This window comes from Methylobacterium sp. 1973, from assembly GCF_040545035.1.
Lineage (GTDB): Bacteria > Pseudomonadota > Alphaproteobacteria > Rhizobiales > Beijerinckiaceae > Methylobacterium > Methylobacterium fujisawaense.
Map to the genome: position 1 here is coordinate 451,635 of NZ_JBEPLA010000001.1, position 17,985 is coordinate 469,619.

Consider the following 17,985-nt stretch of genomic DNA (forward strand, 5'->3'; position numbering starts at 1 on the left):
CTCAGCTGAGCGAGACACCATGAGCACGAAGGTCGCCGATCTGTTCGTCCGGGCGCTGGCGCAGGCCGGCGTGAAGCGCATCTACGGCGTCGTCGGCGACAGCCTCAACGGGCTGACCGAGGCCCTGCGCCAGGACGGCTCGATCGCCTGGATCCACACGCGCCACGAGGAGAGCGCCGCCTTCGCGGCCGGCGCCGAGGCGCACCTGACCGGCGACCTCGCGGTCTGCGCCGGCTCCTGCGGGCCGGGCAACCTCCACCTGATCAACGGCCTGTTCGACGCGCACCGCTCCCGCGTGCCGGTGCTGGCCATCGCGGCCCAGATCCCCTCGGCGGAGATCGGCCGGGGCTACTTCCAGGAGACGCACCCGCAGAACCTGTTCCAGGAATGCAGCCACTATTGCGAGCTGGTCTCCTCGCCGGCCCAGCTGCCCGGCGTGATCGAGACCGCGATCCGCGTCGCCGTCGCCGAGCGCGGGGTCGCCGTGGTGGTGATCCCCGGCGATGTCGGCCTCATGGCCATGCCGGGGAACGCGCCCGAACTCTCCGCCGCCCTGGTGCCGCCCCCGCCCGTGGTGCACCCGCGTGACGCCGACCTCGATGCGCTGGCCGGGATGCTCAACGATGCCGGCCGCGTGACCCTGTTCTGCGGCCGCGGCTGCGCCGGCGCCCACGCGGAGCTGCTGCAGCTCGCCGAGGCGCTGAAGGCGCCGGTGGTCCACGCGCTGGGCGGCAAGGAATACGTCGAGTGGGACAATCCCTACGACGTCGGCATGACCGGGCTGATCGGCTTCTCCTCGGGTTACCGGGCGATGCTCGACTGCGACACCCTGCTTCTGCTCGGCACCGGCTTCCCCTATCGCCAGTTCTACCCGGAGGACGCCAAGATCGCGCAGGTCGACCTGCGGGCTGGGAGCCTGGGGCGCCACTGCCGGATCGATCTCGGCCTGATCGGCGACGTCGGCGCGACGATCACGGCGCTGCTGCCGAAGCTGCAGGCGAAGACCGACCGGGCGCATCTCGACGACAGCCTCGCCCATTACCGCAAGGCCCGCGCCGGGCTCGACGCCCTGGCGGTGGGCAAGCCCGGCGGCAAGATCCACCCGCAATACGTCGCCCGGACGCTCAGCGAGGCGGCCTCCGAGGACGCGGTCTTCACCTTCGACGTCGGCACGCCGACGATCTGGGCGGCCCGCTACCTCGCCATGAACGGCAAGCGTCGGCTGATCGGATCGCTGAACCACGGCTCCATGGCCAACGCCCTGCCGCAGGCGATCGGCGCGCAGGCGGCCTATCCCGGGCGGCAGATCATCTCGTTCTCCGGCGACGGCGGCTTCGCCATGCTGATGGGCGACCTGCTGACCCTCAACCAGCACAAGCTGCCGGTGAAGATCGTGGTGCTGAACAACGGCACGCTGGGCTTCGTCGAGATGGAGATGAAGGCCGCGGGCTTCCTCGAGACCGGCGTCGAACTGGTGAACCCGGACTTCGCCGCCATGGCGCGCGGGGCCGGCATCTTCGCCCGGCGCGTCGAGGATCCGGCCGAACTGCCGGACGCGATGCGCGCGCTGCTCGACCACGACGGTCCGGCCCTCCTCGACGTCGTCTCGGCCCGCCAGGAACTGTCGATGCCGCCGAAGGTCGGCCTCGAGCAGGTGACGGGCTTCGGGATGTGGCTCGCCAAGGCGGTGATCGACGGGCGCGGGACCGAGATCGTCGACCTCGCCAAGACCAACCTCTGGCGCTGACGCGCCGATCCCAAGCTGGAGATCAGCCCGATGATCCGCTGCGTTCGCATCTGGACCGGTGACGACGGCAATTCCCACTTCGCGGAGGGCGTCATCGACCTGCCCCATGGCGAGCGCGGCGACCTCCTCAGCGGCACGACCGACGTGGTCTCGATCTCCTTCCGGGAGACGCAGGCCGGCGGCACCTACGCGTGGCACACGGCCCCGACCCGCCAGTTCGTCATCACCCTGCGCGGCACCCTCGACTTCCAGACGAAGGCCGGGGCGCATTTCACGATCCGCCCCGGCGACATCCTCATCGCCGAGGACACGGCCGGCTCCGGCCATTCCTGGCGCCTCGTCGACGACGAGCCCTGGTGCCGGGCCTACGTGATCCTCGCCCCCGGCGCCGAGGCCCGGCTGCCCTTCGTCCCGAACGCCCAGTGAGTTCCCCCGAACCGGTGCCAGGAGTTCAGCGATGGCCGGCCTAAGCGACGACGACACTCCCGACGTGGTGCTGATCGGCGCCGGGATCATGAGCGCGACCTTCGGCACCGTCCTGAAGGAGCTGGAGCCGTCGCTGCGGATCGCGATGTTCGAGACGCTCCACGACTGCGCGCAGGAGAGCTCGGAGGGCTGGAACAATGCCGGCACCGGCCACGCGGCCAACTGCGAGTTGAACTACACGCCCCAGCGCCCCGACGGCAGCGTCGACATCGCCAAGGCCCTGGAGGTCAACACCGAGTTCGACATCTCGCGCCAGCTCTGGGCGCATCTCGTGCGGAAGGGCGCGATCCCCGATCCCCGCGCCTTCATCCATCCCTGCCCGCACATGAGCTTCGTCTGGGGGGCCGAGAACGTCGCGTTCCTCAAGGCGCGCTACGCCGCGATGTCGGCGCACCATTGCTATCACGGCATGGAATACAGCGAGGATCCGCAGGTCATCGCCGGCTGGGCGCCGCTGATCATCGAGGGCCGCGCCCCCGGCGAGCCCATCGCCGCCACCCGGATCGTCACCGGGACGGATGTCGATTACGGCGCCCTCACGCACCTGCTGGTCAAGCAGCTCGCGGCGCAGCCCGGCTTTTCCGTGCACTACAACCGGAAGGTCGTCGCCCTCGACCGGGTCGACGACGGCCGCTGGGCCGTCACCGTCGAGGATACCTACGACGGCACGCGCCAGACCGTGACGGCGAAGTTCGTGTTCATCGGCGCGGGCGGCGGCTCGCTGCCGCTGCTGCAGGCCTCGAAGATCCCGGAGGGGCGCGGCTACGGCGGCTTCCCGGTCTCCGGCATCTGGCTGCGCTGCGACGTCGACGCGGTCAGCGCGCGCCACCACGCCAAGGTCTACGGCAAGGCGGCCTCCGGCTCGCCGCCGATGTCGGTGCCCCACCTCGACACCCGCATCATCGGCGGCAAGCGCTCGCTTCTGTTCGGACCCTATGCGGGCTTCTCGTCGCGCTTCCTCAAGCACGGCGCGCTCACGGACCTGTTCACCGCGCTGACCCCGCACAACATCGTGCCGCTGCTCGATGTCGCCAAGGACAACGTCGCGCTGACCGAGTACCTCGTGGGCCAGGTGCTCCAGAGTTCCGACCACCAGTTCGCGACCCTGAAGCAGTTCTTCCCCAAGGCGCTGAAGCAGGACTGGACATCGGCGGTCGCCGGCCAGCGGGTGCAGACGATCAAGCCGACCGGCCAGTCGAACCCGCTGGAGGAGGGCTACCTCGAGTTCGGCACCGAGCTCGTGGCCGCCGCCGACCACTCGATCTGCGCGCTGCTCGGCGCCTCGCCGGGCGCCTCGACGGCGGCCTTCATCGCGGTCGAGGTCCTCGAGAAGTGCTTCGCCGACCGGCTGACGCCGGAGGGCTGGCTGCCCCGCCTCAAGGCCGTGATCCCGACCTACGGCATCGACCTCAAGCAGGATGCCGAGGCCTGCCGGCGCAGCCGGGCCGAGACGGCGCCGATCCTGAGGATCGACACCGTCTGACACTTCCGCGAGGCGCGGTTCCCCGCGCCCCGCCGGTGGACATCTGAGGGTGCGACGCGCCCGAGCGGGGGCGGCGGACCGGCGAGCCTCGGCTGGAGAGAGGAACGATGGACATCTCCGCCCTGATGCTGTCGCGCATCCAGTTCGCCTTCACGGTCTCGTTCCACATCATCTTCCCGGCCTTCACGGTCGGGCTGGCGGCCTGGCTCGCCTTCCTCCAGGCGCGGGCGATGATCTCGGGCGAGCCGGTCTACGACCGCCTGTTCGACTTCTGGCTCAAGATCTTCGCGGTCGCCTTCGGGCTCGGGGTCGTCTCCGGCATCGTCATGGCGTTCCAGTTCGGCACCAACTGGAGCGAGCTCGCCCGCCGCACCGGGCCGATCCAGGGGCCGCTTCTCGGCTACGAGAGCTTCACGGCCTTCGCGCTGGAGGCCTCGTTCTTCGGCGTGCTGATGTTCGGCCGGCGGCGGGTGCCGCGCTGGTTCTACCTGTTCGCCTGCCTGATGGTCTGCCTCGGCACCAGCCTGTCGTCGTTCTGGATCCTCGTGAACAACTCGTGGATGCAGTATCCGACCGGCTTCGCCCTGCGGCCGGACGGCGTGTTCGTGCCGACCGACTGGTGGGCGATCCTCTTCAACGGGGTCGTCTGGGTCCGCTTCCCCCACATGGTCCTGGCCGCCTACGTCACCACCAGCTTCTGCGTGGCGGCGACGGGCGCGTGGTCCATGCTGCGGGGCCGGGACCGCGTCGAGGCCCGCGCCATGGTCCGGATGGGGCTCGGCCTCGCCGCGGTCCTCGTGCCGCTGCAGCTGTTCTTCGGCCACCTCACCGGCGACTACGTCGTCCGGCACCAGCCCTCGAAGATCGCCGCCATCGAGGGCCACTGGGAGAGCCGGGCGCCGGCCGGCGAGATCCTGTTCGCGTGGCCCGACGAGGCGCAGGAGACAAACCACTTCGTCATCGCCCTGCCCGCCCCCGCCGGCAGCCTGATCGACGACGGCACCCTCACCGGCAAGGTGATCGGCATCAAGGACATCCCCAAGGCCGACCGGCCGCCGGTGCTGATCCCGTTCTTCGCCTTCCGCATCATGGTCGGCTGCGGGCTGCTGATGCTGGCGCTCGCCTGGGGCGGGATGGCCTTCTACGCCACCGGGCGGCTGGAGCGGGCGCGCTGGCTGCAATGGGCGATCTTCCTGTCGTTCCCCCTGGGCTTCGTCGCGACGCTGACCGGATGGTTCACCGCCGAGGTCGGGCGCCAGCCCTGGACGGTCTACGGCCAGCTCCGCACTGCCGATGCGGCGACGCCGTTCCTGACATCCCCGCAGGTGGCGACCTCCCTCGCCGTGTTCGGCGCGGTCTACGCGCTGATCTTCGCGGCCGGCACCGTCTACATCTACCGCATGCTCAGGGCCGGCATCCTGCCGACGCCCGCGCATGCGGGGAGCGCCGCCAACCCCAAGCGGCCGCTCGCCGTGCCGGGCGACAGTCCCGGCACGCCCGGCGCCACGCCGACCGGCACACCGGCGGAGTAAGCGGCCATGATCGAATTCTGGGCCGCCGCCCTCGCCCTCACCCTGATGCTCTACGTGCTGCTCGACGGATTCGACCTCGGCGTCGGCATGCTGTTCGGGATCGCCCCGGACGAGGCGGCGCGCCGCCACATGATGCAGGCGATCGCCCCGGTCTGGGACGGCAACGAGACCTGGCTGGTTCTGGCCGCGACGATCCTGTTCGGGGCCTTCCCCGCGGTCTACGCGCTGCTGCTCTCGGCCTTCTACCTGCCGCTCCTCCTGATGCTCGCTGCCCTGATCCTGCGCGGTGTCGCCTTCGAGTTCCGCTACAAGTCCCGGCGGCTGCGGCGGGTCTGGGACGCGGGCTTCGTCGGCGGCTCCTTTTGCGCGGCCTTCGTGCAGGGCGTGACGGTCGGGGCGCTGGTGCAGGAACTGCCGGTCCGGGACGGGCTCTATGTCGGCGGGGCGTTCGGGTGGCTCACGCCCTTCTCGCTGCTCTGCGGGCTCGGCCTGTGCCTCGGCTACGCGCTGCTCGGCGCCGCGTGGCTGTGCGGCAAGACCGAGTCCGACGTGCGCGACCTCGGCTTCCGGCTGCTGCCGCGGCTCCTGCTCGGGGTGCTGGCCTTCCTGGGCGCGGCCTTCGTGTACGCGCTGGCGATCAACCTGCGGGTGCTGCACCGCTGGATCGAGCGGCCCGAGATGCTGGTCCTGCCCCTCGTGGGGGCCGCGGCCTGCGCGGGGCTCCTCTACGCGGCGCGGCGCCGGAACGACGCCCTGCCGTTCCCGCTGGTGGCGCTGATCTTCGCCGCCGCCTTCGCGACGCTCGCCGCCTCGTTCCTGCCCTACATGGTGCCGTTCAGCGTGACGGTGACCGAGGCGGCGGCGCCGGAGGCGAGCCTGTCCTTCATGTTCTGGGGCGCGGGGATCGTGGTCCTGCCGATCACCCTGATCTACACCCTGGTCGTCTACCGGGTGTTCAAGGGGAAGGTCGACGTCGCCGAGCATTATGAGTGAGCCCGCGACCGGGCTCCCCGACCCGCCCCGGCCGCTGAGGCCGCGCCGTGGCCGGTGAGGTCGCGCTCTCCGAGGACGCGCCGGGCCTCCTGCAGCGCCTCGCCGCGTGGTGGCCGCGGGAGGCGGCCGAGGCCGTGCGCATCGCGCTCACCGCCATCGCGGCGATCTGGCTCGCCATGTGGCTCGAACTGGCGCTGCCGCACTGGGCCGGCTGGACGGTCATCTCGGTGACGCTCGCCACCCGCGCGGCCTCCCTGCGCAAGAGCCTGTGGCGGGCCGGCAGCACGCTTGTCGGCGTCACCGTCGCGATGGTGCTGGTGGCCAATTTCGCCCAGGCGACCCTGGCCTTCGACCTCGCCCTGGCCCTGTGGATGGGCCTGCTCACCGCGGCCTCCAGCGTCGAGAGCGGCCAGCGCGCCACGGCTTCGCCTCCATGGGCTTCACGGTGCCGATCATCGCCCTGGCCGACGTGCAGAGCCCCGAGATGGTGTTCCAGATCGGCGTCGACCGCTGCTCGACGATTCTGCTCGGGATCGGCTGCGCCTACGCGTCGAACGTGTTCGTGGCGCCGGGCGTCCCCGCCGTCAGCCGCGCCCTGGCGGGGCGGCTCGAGGCGGCCGCGCAGGCCTGCGACGCCTGGATGGCCGCCCTGCGGCGGGGCGAGCGGCCGGGCCCGATGCCCATCGCCGCCGTGATGACGCTCGGCGAGGAAGTCACCGACACGTTCACCGAGCAGCCCTCCCTCCGTTCCGGCGGCCGGGGGATCCGCAACGCCGCCCCCCGGCTGCGGCGCGTGCTCGCCGCGGGCCTGCTGCGGGCCCTGCTGCCGGACCGGCCGGGATCGCGCTCGACCGACCTGATCGGGGCCGGCGGGGCGATCGCCGTCCGGCAGATCGGGCGCGTCCGGGTCTCGGCGCGGCTCCTGCGGGCCGGGGGCCGGGTGGGGCGGCGGCGCGTGCCGTTCCGCCCGCACCTGCTCCTGTGGAACGACCTGGACTGGGACGGCTGGCACGCCTTCGACAACGGCCTGCGCACCGCCGCCGCCGTCCTGCTCGTCAATGGCTTCTGGTACGTCACCGGCTGGTCGCACGGGGCCGGCGCCGCGACCTGGGCGAGCCTCGTCTGCGTCCTGCTCGCCGCCCATGCCGACCCGCGGGCGGAATCCCGCGCCTTCCTGATCGGCGCGCTGCTCGCCGCCGTGGTCGGGCTGACCCTGCGCTACACCCTGCTGACCACCACCGGGAGCTTCGCGCTCCTGGCCGCCGTGCTCCTGCCGGTGGCGATGCTGGCGGTGGTCGGCCGGGCCGACAAGCGCGCGATCTACGGCATCGGCTTCGGCTTCTTCGTCTTCGGCGTCCTCGATCCCAAGAACCCGATGACCTACGACCTCGCCGACTCGCTCAACACCGTGCTGGCCGAGCTGCTCGGGATGGCGGTGGCGGCGGTCGCGTTCGCCGCCCTGCCGCCGCCGGTGAGCCCCGCGACGCTGCGGCTGCGGGCCCGCCGCCGGCTGGTCCGGTCGGTGCGCGGCGCGGCCCTCGACCCGGCGCTCCTGCTGCCGCCCCGCGATCGCTATCTCGCCCGGGGTTTCGGCCGGCTCGCCCTCATCGGCGCGGATGAGGCGATGGCCCGGGGCGGCGAGCGCCTGCTCGTCATCGGGCTCCTGCTGCTCGCCCTGCGGGAGACGGACGACCGGGAAGGCCGCCGGGTCGGCCGGGCGGTCTGGGCCCGGCTCGCCGCGTCCCGTCCGGCAGAGGCGGATGCGGTGCCGGATCCCTTGCGCGAGCTCGCCGGCCGGGCGACCCTGCCGCTCCAGGCGGAGCGCATCGGGGCGCTGGCCGCCCTCGTGTCGGATCTCGACCGCGCGGGCTGGCCGAACCTCGATCCGGGGGTGCGGGCGTGATCGGATTGCGGGCGGTCGACGTGCTGGGGCTCTACGTCGAGCCCGCGGTGATCTGCCTGCTCGCCGCCCTGGTGATCACCTGGGGCCTGCGCTGGATCCTGGACTGGATCGGCATCAACCACCTTGTCTGGAACCGCGCCCTGTTCGACTTCAGCCTCCTGACCGCCGTGACGGCTCTGCTGATCCTGTCCCTGCGCGTCCAGGGTCCGTGACATGGCCACGACCCCGCGACCGTCCCTGCGCGACTGGCAGCCGCCGCCCGCCTACAACGTCGCCGCCACCCTGCTGGCGCTGGCGGCGGCCGTGGGCCTCGCCTACCTTGCCTTCCTCTACTACGCCTACACGCCCTGGACCCGGGACGGGCGCGTGCGCGTCTACACCGTGCAGGTGGCTCCCGAGGTCTCCGGGACGGTGGTGGCGGTCCGCGTCCGGGACAACCAGTTCGTCCGCAAGGGCGACGTGCTGTTCACGATCGATCCCGGCACGTTCAGGAACGCCGTGACCCAGGCGGAGGGCGCCCTCGCCAGCGCCCGGGCACAGGCCGGCTACCTCGCGGGGATCGCGCAGCGCACCGCCGAACTCGACGATCTCGCCACCACCCCGCAGCAGAAGCAGACGACCAGCGGCCAGGCGCAGGCCGCCCAGGCCAACGTGGTCCAGGCGGAGGGCGCGCTGGCGCAGGCGCGGCTCAACCTGGAGCGCACGACCCTGCGAGCCACCGTGAACGGCTGGGTCACCAACCTGCTGCTGCAGGAGGGCGGGTTCGCCGCCACGGGGCTGCCGGCGCTGACGCTGGTCAACGGCGACAGCTTCTGGATCGAAGGCTACTTCGAGGAGACTCAGTTGCCGCGCATCGGCGAGGGTGACGCCGCGCGGGTGTCGCTGATGGCGTGGCCGGACCGTCCGATCCAAGGCCGGGTGACCGGCCTCGGCCGCGGCATCAGCGTCGCCGACGCCGCCCCGGGCGTTCAGGGACTGCCGACGGTCAACCCGATCTTCACCTGGGTCCGGCTGGCGCAAAGGGTGCCGATCCGGATCGACCTCGACGACGTGCCGTGCCCGATCGTGCTGGCGGCGGGGATGACGGCGAATGTCGCGATCCTGCCCGAGAAGGCCGGATCCCCGGACGCCCTGCCGCCCGACCGGCGCACGGGCGCGGCCGCCGGCCAGCGCTGCGAGGGGGCGCCGGTCGTCGAGTCGCGGCGCTGACGCGCACGGCCCTGGTCGTGCCGTCCCAGCCTCCGGGAAAGCCGGGGCGGCGGCCGCGTTAGACCGGCAGGCGCGCCGACATGCGGCGCCCGCGATCGCGATGAGGATCCGATGGACTACAGGCAGTTCGGACGCTCCGGCCTTACCGTGCCGGTGCTCAGCTTCGGCACCGGCACCTTCGGCGGCACGAACGAGTTCTTCCAGCGCTGGGGCCAGACGGACGTCGCGGAGGCGACCCGCATGGTCGATCTCTGCCTCGATTCCGGGGTCAACTTCTTCGACACGGCCGACATCTACTCGGGCGGCGCCTCCGAGGAGATCCTGGGCCAGGCCCTCAAGGGCAAGCGCGACCGGGCGCTGATCTCCACCAAGGCGACGTTCCGGTTCAACGACGACCTGAACCAGGTGGGCTCCTCGCGCTACCACCTGGTCCGCGCCTGCGAGGCCAGCCTTAAGCGGCTCGGCACCGACCATATCGACGTCTACTTCATGCACGGGTTCGATGCGCTCACCCCCGTGGACGAGACCCTGCGGGCGCTGGACGACCTCACCCGCGCGGGCAAGATCGGCTACATCGGCGCCTCGAATTTTTCCGGCTGGCAGCTCATGAAGGCGCTCGCGACCTCGGAGCGCCACGGCCTCGCCCGCTACGTCGCCTACCAGGGCTACTATTCGCTGATCGGCCGCCACTACGAGTGGGAGTTGATGCCGCTGGGCCTCGACCAGGGTGTCGGCCTGATGGTCTGGAGCCCGCTCGGCTGGGGCCGCCTCACCGGCAAGATCCGCCGCGGACAGGCCAACCAGAGCGGCCGCATCGCCGCCGGTGGCGCCGAGGGTGGGCCGCCTGTCTCCGACGAATACCTGTTCGGTGTGGTCGACGCCCTCGACGCCGTGGCGGCCGAGACCGGCAAGACGGTGGCGCAGGTGGCGCTCAACTGGCTGCTGACCCGGCCGACCGTGTGCAACATCGTGGTCGGCGCCCGCACCGAGGAACAGCTGAAGCAGAATCTCGGCGCCCTCGGCTGGACCCTGACCGCCGAGCAGGTCGCCCGCCTCGACGCGGCGAGCCACGAGACGCCGATCTATCCGTACTGGCACCAGAAGGGCTTTGACGAGCGCAACCCGAAGCCGACGGTCTGGTAGCCCGCGGCGCGCGGCCGGGACCCTGAGGGCGGAAATCGGAAACGATGCGTTTCGATCGTTTCTGTTTCAACTCGTGCGGTCCCGGTCCAGGATGCCTGCGGATGGCGGGCCGATCCCGAACGATGTCGGCTCCGCCATCCGGGGCGCCGCGCAGCAGCCGATGGCGCTCCTCCCTCCCCCGCGCGAAGGAGCAAGGCGATGAGCTGGCACAGTGCCGAGGATCCGATCCCGGGCGACCATTTCAGCTGCGACGCGATCCGGACCCTGATCGTGCCCCGCTCGCGCGATCTCGGCTCCTTCGCGGTGCGGCGGGCGCTGCCCTCCACCGAGTGCCGGATGGTCGGCCCCTTCATCTTCTTCGATCAGATGGGCCCCTCCGAGTTCCTGCTCGGGCAGGGCATGGACGTGCGGCCGCATCCGCATATCGGCCTCTCCACCGTCACCTACCTGTTCGACGGCGAGATCATGCACCGCGACAGCCTCGGCACGGAGTTGCCGATCCGGCCGGGCGAGCTGAACTGGATGACCGCAGGCCGCGGAATCACCCATTCGGAGCGCACGGCCCCGACGCTGCGGCAGACTGGCTCCCGGCTGTTCGGCATCCAGAGCTGGGTCGCCCTCACCGACCGGGACGAGGAGAACGCCCCCGCCTTCGAGCATTACGACGCCGCCGCGCTGCCGGTCCTCACCGGCGAAGGCAAGACCGTCCGGCTGATCGCGGGCGAGGCCTTCGGCGCACGCTCGCCGGTGCGCACCTCGAGCCCGATGGTCTACGCCGACGTGGCGCTCGAGGCCGGGGCCGTCCTGCCCCTCGATCCGACCTACGACGAGCGGGCGATCTACACGGTGGCGGGCGCCATCGAGATCGCCGGCGACGGCTTCGGGCCCGGCCAGCTGCTGGTGTTCCGGCCCGGCGACCGCATCAGCGTGCGCGCCCTGGAGGGAGCCCGGTTCATGGTGCTGGGCGGCGAGCCGATGGATGGTCCACGCCACTTGTGGTGGAACTTCGTCTCCTCCCGCCCCGAGCGGATCGCGCAGGCCAAGGAGGATTGGCGCCAGGGCCGGTTCGACACGGTGCCGAACGACGCCGAATTCATCCCCCTGCCGGAGGATCCGCAGCCCGTCCGCTACCCCTGAGCCGACAGCCCGATCCGGCGGTCCGGCGTGCAGCGACAGGCGATCATGGCCGCTCGAACGCAACCCTAGCGCGAGTGTTAAGGAGTTGTTAACCATTTTCCATCGGTGTGGGACGGACACCGATGCCTCATCGGAGGCTTGCGCTGCACCCTGCCGGCAGGACGCGTGATGGAACAGACGAAGCACCCCAAGGCCGAGACGCTGACCCCGATCGAAGCCGCCGCGTGCGACATCCGCGAGCCGACGACCCGGATCCGGACCGGCAACCTGGTCCTTCTCGCCGCGGACGAGCGCGCCACCGCGCAGGGCCGGAACCCGAACCCGTCGCCGGTAGAGCGGTGGCCGGACCTGCTGGAGCGGGTGCAGGGCGCGGCCCGGTACATCCGGGACGTCGAAGACCGGGCGCAGGAGCAGGAGACGCACGTCCAGGATCTCCTGCGGCAGGTGCGGGCCGACATGGATGCGGCCCGCGCCCAGGTGCAGGCGGCCGAGCGGGAGACCCACGAGGTCCATGCGCAGGCGATCAAACTGATCCAGGCCGCCGAGGACCGGGCCGCGGCCGCCGAAGAGCGGGCTGCAGCGGCGGAACTCATGCTCCAACGCATCGCCGAGACGATCGACGCGGAGTTCGTGACGCAGGCGGGCCCACAGGACGCCCGGACCCGGGCCTCCGCCACCCGGGCGGCCTCGTGACCCGCGCGGGCCCGGCCGGATCGCGGCGGCGATGAACGCGGCCTTCTGGGCAGAGCTCGACGCACGCATCGCGCGCGCGGAGCCGGCCCCGTCGACCGCCGACGGCAATCCGGCGGTCGCCGGGCCGCTCCCGGTGGCGGCCTCCGGAGCGGGTCCCGAGACGCCGTCCGAGCCACCGTCCGAGCCACCGTCGCGGCCGGATGCGGACTGGAGCCAGGTTCTGGACACGCTGTCGGCCGCGAGCATCGCGGCCCAGGAGCAGGATCAGCGCCTGCGCCAGCGATCCGCCACCTGCGAGACCCTGTCTGCGGAGCTGCAGGCGGCCCGGCAGGAAATCGAGGCGCTGCGGGCGCATCTGCAGGAGGTGCAGACCCAGGCGGCACTGCGCGTCCGCGAGGTCGAGGCGCTGGCCGACGGGCGGGTCCGGGACGCCGACGAGCGCGCCGAGGCCGCGATCGTGCGGGCGGAGTCGGCCGAGGACTGGCTCAAGCGTATCGAACAGGCCAGCCGGGATCTGCTGCCGGACGGCCGGCATGCGGCCGCCTGAAGCGCGGGACGCCGGGCCTTTCGGAAACGCCGGTCTCCCGGTGGGTCATCGGCCCCGGGAAGACGGCCCGTTGCCCGGTCAGGAGAACCTCCTCGTCGGAATCCGAGGTGGGTCGGCCTCAGCCCGTCGGGATCCGTCTGCTCAGGCGGCCCGGTCGCGGGGCACGCCCTGGGCGATCGCACGCGCCAGCGCGGCCCGGCGTTCGGCATATTCCCGCGCGACCATCGGATAGTCGCCCGGCAGGCCGAAGCGGGCGCGATAGCTCTGCGGGTCCAGCCCATGCGCCGTCAGATGGCGCTTGAGGGTCTTGTAGACGCGCCCGTCGATGAAGCTCATGATGCCGTCGGGCCGGACCGAGCCGCGGACCTGTGCCGCGCTCGGCTTGTCGAGCCGCACCTGCAGATCCGGGGCCGCCGTCACCGGCCCGCCCCCGGGATACGCCAGCGCGCTGATCGCGCTGTGGCACTGCGCGATCAGGGCCGGCAGTTCGCTCACGGGGACCCGGTTATTCGACACGTAGGCAACGACGAGCCCAGCAACCAGCTCGATATTGGATTGGGGGCTCATCGGAGTCGATGGGGACACGGGGCGGCCTCCTGAATGGGATGAAAACCTTCATAGGTTGGTCCGTCCCATTGCGCTTGCCTGGAAGCGTGCTACCGTTTTCCTGAGCGCGCACGCGGGCGCCCGAATACAAGAAGTTGCAATGAGGACTTTGTTCTCGACGGCGGATTACGCGCCAGAAGACAGTTTCCGCTTCTGGCGTGAGACGATCTTCGATCGCATTGTGCCTGTCGAACTTACGCCCACCGCCGCTCACGGATTCGCCGGCTCCCTGGAGGCCGCCGAGGTCGGACCTCTGCTCATCACCCGGGTGACGCAGAGTGCCGTCACGACCGTCGCGACCCCGGACACGATCCGGCGGCACGGCAAATACGAGACGCTGAACGTCGCGATCACCCTGAAGGGCCGCGTGTTCAGCGCGCAGGACGATCGCACGGCGATCCAAAATCCCGGCGACATCGTCGTGATGGATCGGCGGCCAGCCGTCATGGGTTCGGATGGCGACACGCAGACGCTGTTCATCGAGATGCCGCGCGCGTGCCTGGAACGGGCGCTCGGCTCGACGCGCCGCTTCACGGCCCTGACGATCGGGGCCGACCAGGTCGGCACGTCGATGGTCACGACCTTCTTCCAGGAACTCGCCCGCACCGCCGGTCAGATGACCCCGGACATGGCGAACCGCATGGCCTCGATCGGCGTCGATCTGGTGGTCGCCAGCATCGCGGAGCGCCTCGCCCACGAGCCCCCGAGGAACATCCAGGGGATCCTCATCTTTCAACGCGCCTTGGCCCATATCGAGGCCAATCTGGGCGACGTGAATCTCGACCCCGCCCAGCTCGCGGCGGCGGTCGGCGTGTCGCTGCGCCACCTGCAGACGCTGTTCCGCGAGCAGGACCGCAACATCGCAGACTGGATCTGGCGGCGGCGTCTGGAGAGCGCCGCACAGCGGCTCACGGATCCCGGCTTCAGCCACCTGTCCGTGGGCGAGCTGGCCTATAGCTGCGGCTTCAGTACCCAGAGCCACTTCAGCCGACGCTTCAAGGAGAGCTACGGACTCTCACCGAGCGATTACCGGAGGGCGCCCGGGATCGCGGGCTGACGGCCGGCTATTGGGGACGGGCCCCCGCGGAGTTCGCCCGGATCCATCCCGGCGCGAGGATGTCGCCGTCCTCCGTGATGATCCACGGGCTGGCATCCTCGGCGTCGATCGCCGCGACCGCGGCGGCCAGGGCGGCCCGCAGCGTCGGGAAGCTGCGCGAGTCGGCGACCCGGGCGGGCGCGTAGCCCGGCCAGAGAGTCAGTTCGGCGGGTCTGTCGAGGTCGGTCGGCATCATGGCGTAGGCGGGTCTGGAGGGGCACGCCGCCGATGCCGCGGACGTGCAGGGGAAGCGAGCGGAGCGCGGGAGGCCTCCCGGGCCGCCCGCCGAGCGGAACGCGACGCGCGTTCAGGCGGCTTTCGGCTTCGGCCGGGGAACACGCACCTCGACGGTTTGTCCGGTCAGCGGATTCAAGATCAGCATGGCAGCACGTCTCCGGTGGAACTGCCCGTAGAACGCCGGCCGATCGCATCCGGATCGGGGCGGTCGGTGCAAGTTTGCCGATTGGGTAAACCAATCGTTCACCGTGGCGGCGGGCCGTCCATCCGCCCCGTGATCGCCCCAGGATAGATCCGGGTCGCCGCGCCGATGGAAGGCCGCGCGCATACCGCTTTAGGAGGAGGTCCGACCCGGGCGCAGATCGCGCGCAGATCGCGCGCAAGCGGGCCGACCGGGCGCCGCCGCGACGCGACCGCGCCGGCGGTGCGACGGGCCCCGCCATCCCGAGCGCGGCAGTCACGGGCCGAACGGCCCGGTTCGATCAGACCCGTTCGGGCTCCGCCAGCAGGATGGCGGCGCGGATCGCCGCCCGGCGCAGTCCGGTATCGGCCCAGGGCTGATCGATCAGCGTCCGGGCGAAGGGATGCGAGGCCACCGCCACCGCAGGGTCGATGCGGAAGCCGTCCCCGAACGCCACAGAGCCGGGCGTGGGATCGGCCAGATACGCGTCCACGACGGCCGAGACGTCGTCATCGACGATGTCGAGGGTCGTGAACAGGTCGAGGGTCATCGGGCGCTTCGCCATGGCGGCGCTATAGCGGCGTCTGCACGACAGGATCACGACTCCCGCCCCGGGCCGCGGCGCCCCGTTCAGTACGCGTCCGGCACGTACATCTCGGCGGGGACCGGACCGCGCACGTAATCCGCATGCCGCAGGCGGGCCGGCAGGTGGACCGGCGGGTGCTCCACGCTGCCGTACGGGATCTGGCCGAGCAGATGGCTGATGCAGTTCAGGCGGGCCCGGCGCTTGTCCACCGCCTCGACCACCCGCCAGGGCGCCTCGGGGATGTGGGTGCGCGCCAGCATGTCCTCCTTCGCCCGCGTGTAATCCTCCCAGCGCCGACGCGACTCGACGTCCATCGGCGACAGCTTCCACTGCTTGAGCGGATCGCGGATCCGCATCTGGAAGCGGAATTCCTGTTCCGCGTCGGTGATCGAGAACCAGTATTTGAGGAGGACGATGCCGGAGCGCACCAGCATCCGCTCGAACTCGGGCACCGAGCGGAAGAACTCCTCGACCTCCGCCTCGGTGCAGAAGCCCATCACCCGCTCGACCCCGGCGCGGTTGTACCAGGACCGGTCGAACAGCACGATCTCCCCGCCGGCCGGCAGGTGAGAGACGTAGCGCTGGAAGTACCATTGCGTCCGCTCGCGCTCGCTCGGGGCCGGCAGGGCGGCCACGCGGCAGACGCGGGGGTTGAGGCGCTGGGTGATCCGCTTGATCACGCCGCCCTTCCCGGCCGAATCGCGGCCCTCGAAGAGGACGACGACACGCAGCTTCCGATCCTGCACCCAGTCCTGGAGGCGGACCAGTTCGTGCTGCAGGCGCAGCAGTTCGCGGAAATAGACCTTGCGGTCCAGGCGCTCGGGCTGTGCGCCGTCGGCGGCGAGCCGATCGAGGCGCTCCTCCTCGAGCCCGAGTTCCACCTCCTCATCGTAGCTGTCGGCAAGGTCGCGCCGGATCGCCTCCAGGGCGGCATCCAGGGCAGCACTGTCGTCGAGCCTCATCGCGGGTCCCCCTGCGTGTCGGACGGCCGAGCTAGAGCAGCCTTCCGTGACAGGCCTGAGAAGCGATCGGCCCGCGGGCGGACGATCCGGTATCGCACCCGTGATCGTTCCGTCATACGCTTCGGCCACGGAGCACCGCGACCGGAGACGCGTCATGGCTGGAGAAGCGACGAAGCCCCCGCCGGGGCGGGCGCCGGACGATCTGGATCCGGCGCGGGCCGAAGGCGAGAAGGTCGGCGCCCGGATCGACGCGGCGTTCGAGAAGCTCGCCAGGAAGATGCGCGCCCGCGCCGACAAGGCTCATGGCAAGCTCGATGCGGCGACGCCGGCCGAGAAGCGCGCGGTCCTGCTCCGCCGCTACGAACTCTACGCGGATGCGGCGGCCTATCTCGAAGAACGGCTGGTGCAACGCGGGGAGCGGTCCACGTGATCTGCACCGACCCGGCCCGGCGCGTCGCCGCCGGCCGCAGCTGACGGCGAGGCCCGACCATGTTCGACGCGACCAAGATGCTCGCCGATGCCCTCGGCGAGCATCTCGCCGTCACCTACCAGCGGACCTTCGGCAGCCGGGAGCCGCGCTATGCCGAGATCATCGAGGCCTCGGCGCGCCTGACGATCGAGCGGATCGTCGGGAGCGATGCCCTCTACCATGACGGCGATCATACGGCCCTCGTCACCCTGGTCGCCCAGGACATCCTGCGCGGCCGCTTCCTGCACGAGGGTGTCACACCGGAGGACTGGCTGCACATGATCCTGGCCGCCCTCTACCACGACATCGGTTACGTGCGCGGCGTCTGCGCGGGCGACCGGGCCCAGGCCTTCGTCATCGACGCGCGGGGCGGGACCGTGTGCCTGCCCCGCGGGGCCTCCGATGCGGCGCTGGCGCCGTATCACGTCGAGCGCTCGAAACTCGCTGTCCAGGAGCGCTTCGGCACGCACGATCTCGTCGATGCGGGCCGGGTCATCCGGGCGATCGAGCTGACCCGCTTCCCGGTGCCGGAAGACGACGCGCATCGCGAGACCGGGACCGAGGCGGGCCTGTTGCGGGCGGCCGACCTGATCGGGCAGCTCGGCGACCCGCTTTATCCGCGCAAGTTGAATGCGCTGTTTCACGAATTCGCCGAGATCGGCGTCAACGCGGAACTCGGCTACGACAGCCCGGCCGACCTTGCCGAGCGCTATCCGTCCTTCTTCTGGGGCAAGATCGAGCCCGTGATCGGGGATGCGATCCGCTTCCTCGACCTCACGGTCGAGGGCCGGGGCTGGGTCGCCAACCTCTACGCCCATGTCTTCGCCATCGAACACGACCGCCGCCGCATGGGCCCGCATCCCGGATCGGGGCCCGTCTGAGGCCGGCGGGGCGTCCGGCGGGAAGACGCGGTGGGCCGGCCGGGCGAGGCCGCGGTCGCACTCGACGCGGCCGCCGGGGCGCGGCGTCCGGCCT

19 protein-coding genes and 1 pseudogene are annotated in these 17,985 nt (G+C 71.2%); 16 read left to right on the top strand and 4 right to left on the bottom strand.

Annotated elements, in window-relative coordinates:
• Positions 1-19: 19 nt before the first annotated feature.
• The 13 genes and pseudogenes from poxB (at position 20) to ABIC70_RS02335 (ending at position 12,873) form a co-directional block, all read left to right on the top strand.
• Complete coding sequence (gene poxB, locus ABIC70_RS02275; RefSeq protein ID WP_354438763.1) at positions 20-1,747, top strand: ubiquinone-dependent pyruvate dehydrogenase; 1,728 nt, start codon at positions 20-22, stop codon at positions 1,745-1,747.
• A 30-nt stretch (positions 1,748-1,777) separates the two neighbouring features.
• Positions 1,778-2,173, top strand: a complete 396-nt coding sequence (locus ABIC70_RS02280) for a cupin domain-containing protein (RefSeq protein ID WP_053609660.1) — start codon at positions 1,778-1,780, stop codon at positions 2,171-2,173.
• 31 nt (positions 2,174-2,204) lie between these two features.
• The gene (mqo, locus tag ABIC70_RS02285) at positions 2,205-3,716 is read left to right on the top strand and encodes a malate dehydrogenase (quinone) (protein WP_043389053.1); all 1,512 of its coding nucleotides are present in this window, start codon (positions 2,205-2,207) and stop codon (positions 3,714-3,716) included.
• A 107-nt stretch (positions 3,717-3,823) separates the two neighbouring features.
• Entirely contained in the window at positions 3,824-5,248 is a 1,425-nt protein-coding gene (locus ABIC70_RS02290) for a cytochrome ubiquinol oxidase subunit I (protein ID WP_053609659.1), read from the top strand.
• 6 nt (positions 5,249-5,254) lie between these two features.
• Positions 5,255-6,241 carry a cytochrome d ubiquinol oxidase subunit II gene (cydB, locus tag ABIC70_RS02295; protein ID WP_043389059.1) on the top strand — a complete coding sequence of 329 codons (987 nt, stop codon included), beginning with the start codon at positions 5,255-5,257 and terminating at the stop codon, positions 6,239-6,241.
• 176 nt (positions 6,242-6,417) lie between these two features.
• Positions 6,418-6,983, top strand: a pseudogene (locus tag ABIC70_RS02300) (FUSC family protein); the annotation flags it as partial.
• Between the two features lie 213 nt (positions 6,984-7,196).
• Positions 7,197-8,144: an FUSC family protein gene (locus ABIC70_RS02305; protein ID WP_354438929.1), complete on the top strand. Its 948-nt coding sequence runs from the start codon at positions 7,197-7,199 to the stop codon at positions 8,142-8,144.
• Positions 8,141-8,356 (top strand): DUF1656 domain-containing protein, encoded by a 216-nt coding sequence (locus tag ABIC70_RS02310; RefSeq protein WP_236952766.1) that lies wholly within the window; start codon positions 8,141-8,143, stop codon positions 8,354-8,356. Before ABIC70_RS02305 ends, ABIC70_RS02310 begins: the two co-directional genes overlap by 4 nt.
• Before the next feature lies 1 nt (position 8,357).
• Positions 8,358-9,353, top strand: coding sequence for an HlyD family secretion protein (locus ABIC70_RS02315; RefSeq protein WP_354438765.1), 996 nt, complete (start codon positions 8,358-8,360; stop codon positions 9,351-9,353).
• 111 nt (positions 9,354-9,464) lie between these two features.
• On the top strand, positions 9,465-10,496 hold the full coding sequence (locus ABIC70_RS02320; protein WP_179697584.1) for an aldo/keto reductase: 1,032 nt from the start codon (positions 9,465-9,467) through the stop codon (positions 10,494-10,496).
• 198 nt (positions 10,497-10,694) lie between these two features.
• On the top strand, positions 10,695-11,633 hold the full coding sequence (locus tag ABIC70_RS02325; protein WP_043389064.1) for a pirin family protein: 939 nt from the start codon (positions 10,695-10,697) through the stop codon (positions 11,631-11,633).
• Positions 11,634-11,801: 168 nt separating this feature from the next.
• Complete coding sequence (locus ABIC70_RS02330; protein ID WP_051045126.1) at positions 11,802-12,326, top strand: hypothetical protein; 525 nt, start codon at positions 11,802-11,804, stop codon at positions 12,324-12,326.
• 31 nt (positions 12,327-12,357) lie between these two features.
• Positions 12,358-12,873 carry a hypothetical protein gene (locus tag ABIC70_RS02335; RefSeq protein WP_075381206.1) on the top strand — a complete coding sequence of 172 codons (516 nt, stop codon included), beginning with the start codon at positions 12,358-12,360 and terminating at the stop codon, positions 12,871-12,873.
• Between the two features lie 141 nt (positions 12,874-13,014).
• On the opposite strand, the gene ABIC70_RS02340 is transcribed toward ABIC70_RS02335, so the two are convergent.
• On the bottom strand, positions 13,015-13,458 hold the full coding sequence (locus tag ABIC70_RS02340) for a Ros/MucR family transcriptional regulator (RefSeq protein ID WP_502915936.1): 444 nt from the start codon (positions 13,456-13,458) through the stop codon (positions 13,015-13,017).
• 121 nt (positions 13,459-13,579) lie between these two features.
• On the opposite strand from ABIC70_RS02340, the gene ABIC70_RS02345 reads away from it, so the two are divergent.
• Positions 13,580-14,536 carry a helix-turn-helix domain-containing protein gene (locus ABIC70_RS02345; RefSeq protein ID WP_043357887.1) on the top strand — a complete coding sequence of 319 codons (957 nt, stop codon included), beginning with the start codon at positions 13,580-13,582 and terminating at the stop codon, positions 14,534-14,536.
• 7 nt (positions 14,537-14,543) lie between these two features.
• Here ABIC70_RS02345 and ABIC70_RS02350 read toward each other — a convergent pair whose 3' ends face one another.
• The 3 genes from ABIC70_RS02350 to ppk2 all read right to left on the bottom strand — a co-directional run bounded on the left by ABIC70_RS02350 (position 14,544) and on the right by ppk2 (position 16,541).
• Complete coding sequence (locus ABIC70_RS02350) at positions 14,544-14,771, bottom strand: hypothetical protein (protein ID WP_043357889.1); 228 nt, start codon at positions 14,769-14,771, stop codon at positions 14,544-14,546.
• A gap of 523 nt (positions 14,772-15,294) precedes the next feature.
• Complete coding sequence (locus ABIC70_RS02355; RefSeq protein ID WP_124262955.1) at positions 15,295-15,543, bottom strand: hypothetical protein; 249 nt, start codon at positions 15,541-15,543, stop codon at positions 15,295-15,297.
• A gap of 80 nt (positions 15,544-15,623) precedes the next feature.
• The gene (ppk2, locus tag ABIC70_RS02360; RefSeq protein ID WP_043357892.1) at positions 15,624-16,541 is read right to left on the bottom strand and encodes a polyphosphate kinase 2; all 918 of its coding nucleotides are present in this window, start codon (positions 16,539-16,541) and stop codon (positions 15,624-15,626) included.
• A gap of 154 nt (positions 16,542-16,695) precedes the next feature.
• Here ppk2 and ABIC70_RS02365 point away from each other — a divergent pair, with 154 nt between their 5' ends.
• Together ABIC70_RS02365 and ABIC70_RS02370 are read left to right on the top strand one after the other, a co-directional pair.
• On the top strand, positions 16,696-16,971 hold the full coding sequence (locus ABIC70_RS02365; protein ID WP_043357894.1) for a hypothetical protein: 276 nt from the start codon (positions 16,696-16,698) through the stop codon (positions 16,969-16,971).
• A gap of 59 nt (positions 16,972-17,030) precedes the next feature.
• The gene (locus ABIC70_RS02370; protein ID WP_043357896.1) at positions 17,031-17,891 is read left to right on the top strand and encodes a hypothetical protein; all 861 of its coding nucleotides are present in this window, start codon (positions 17,031-17,033) and stop codon (positions 17,889-17,891) included.
• Positions 17,892-17,985 lie beyond the last annotated feature (94 nt).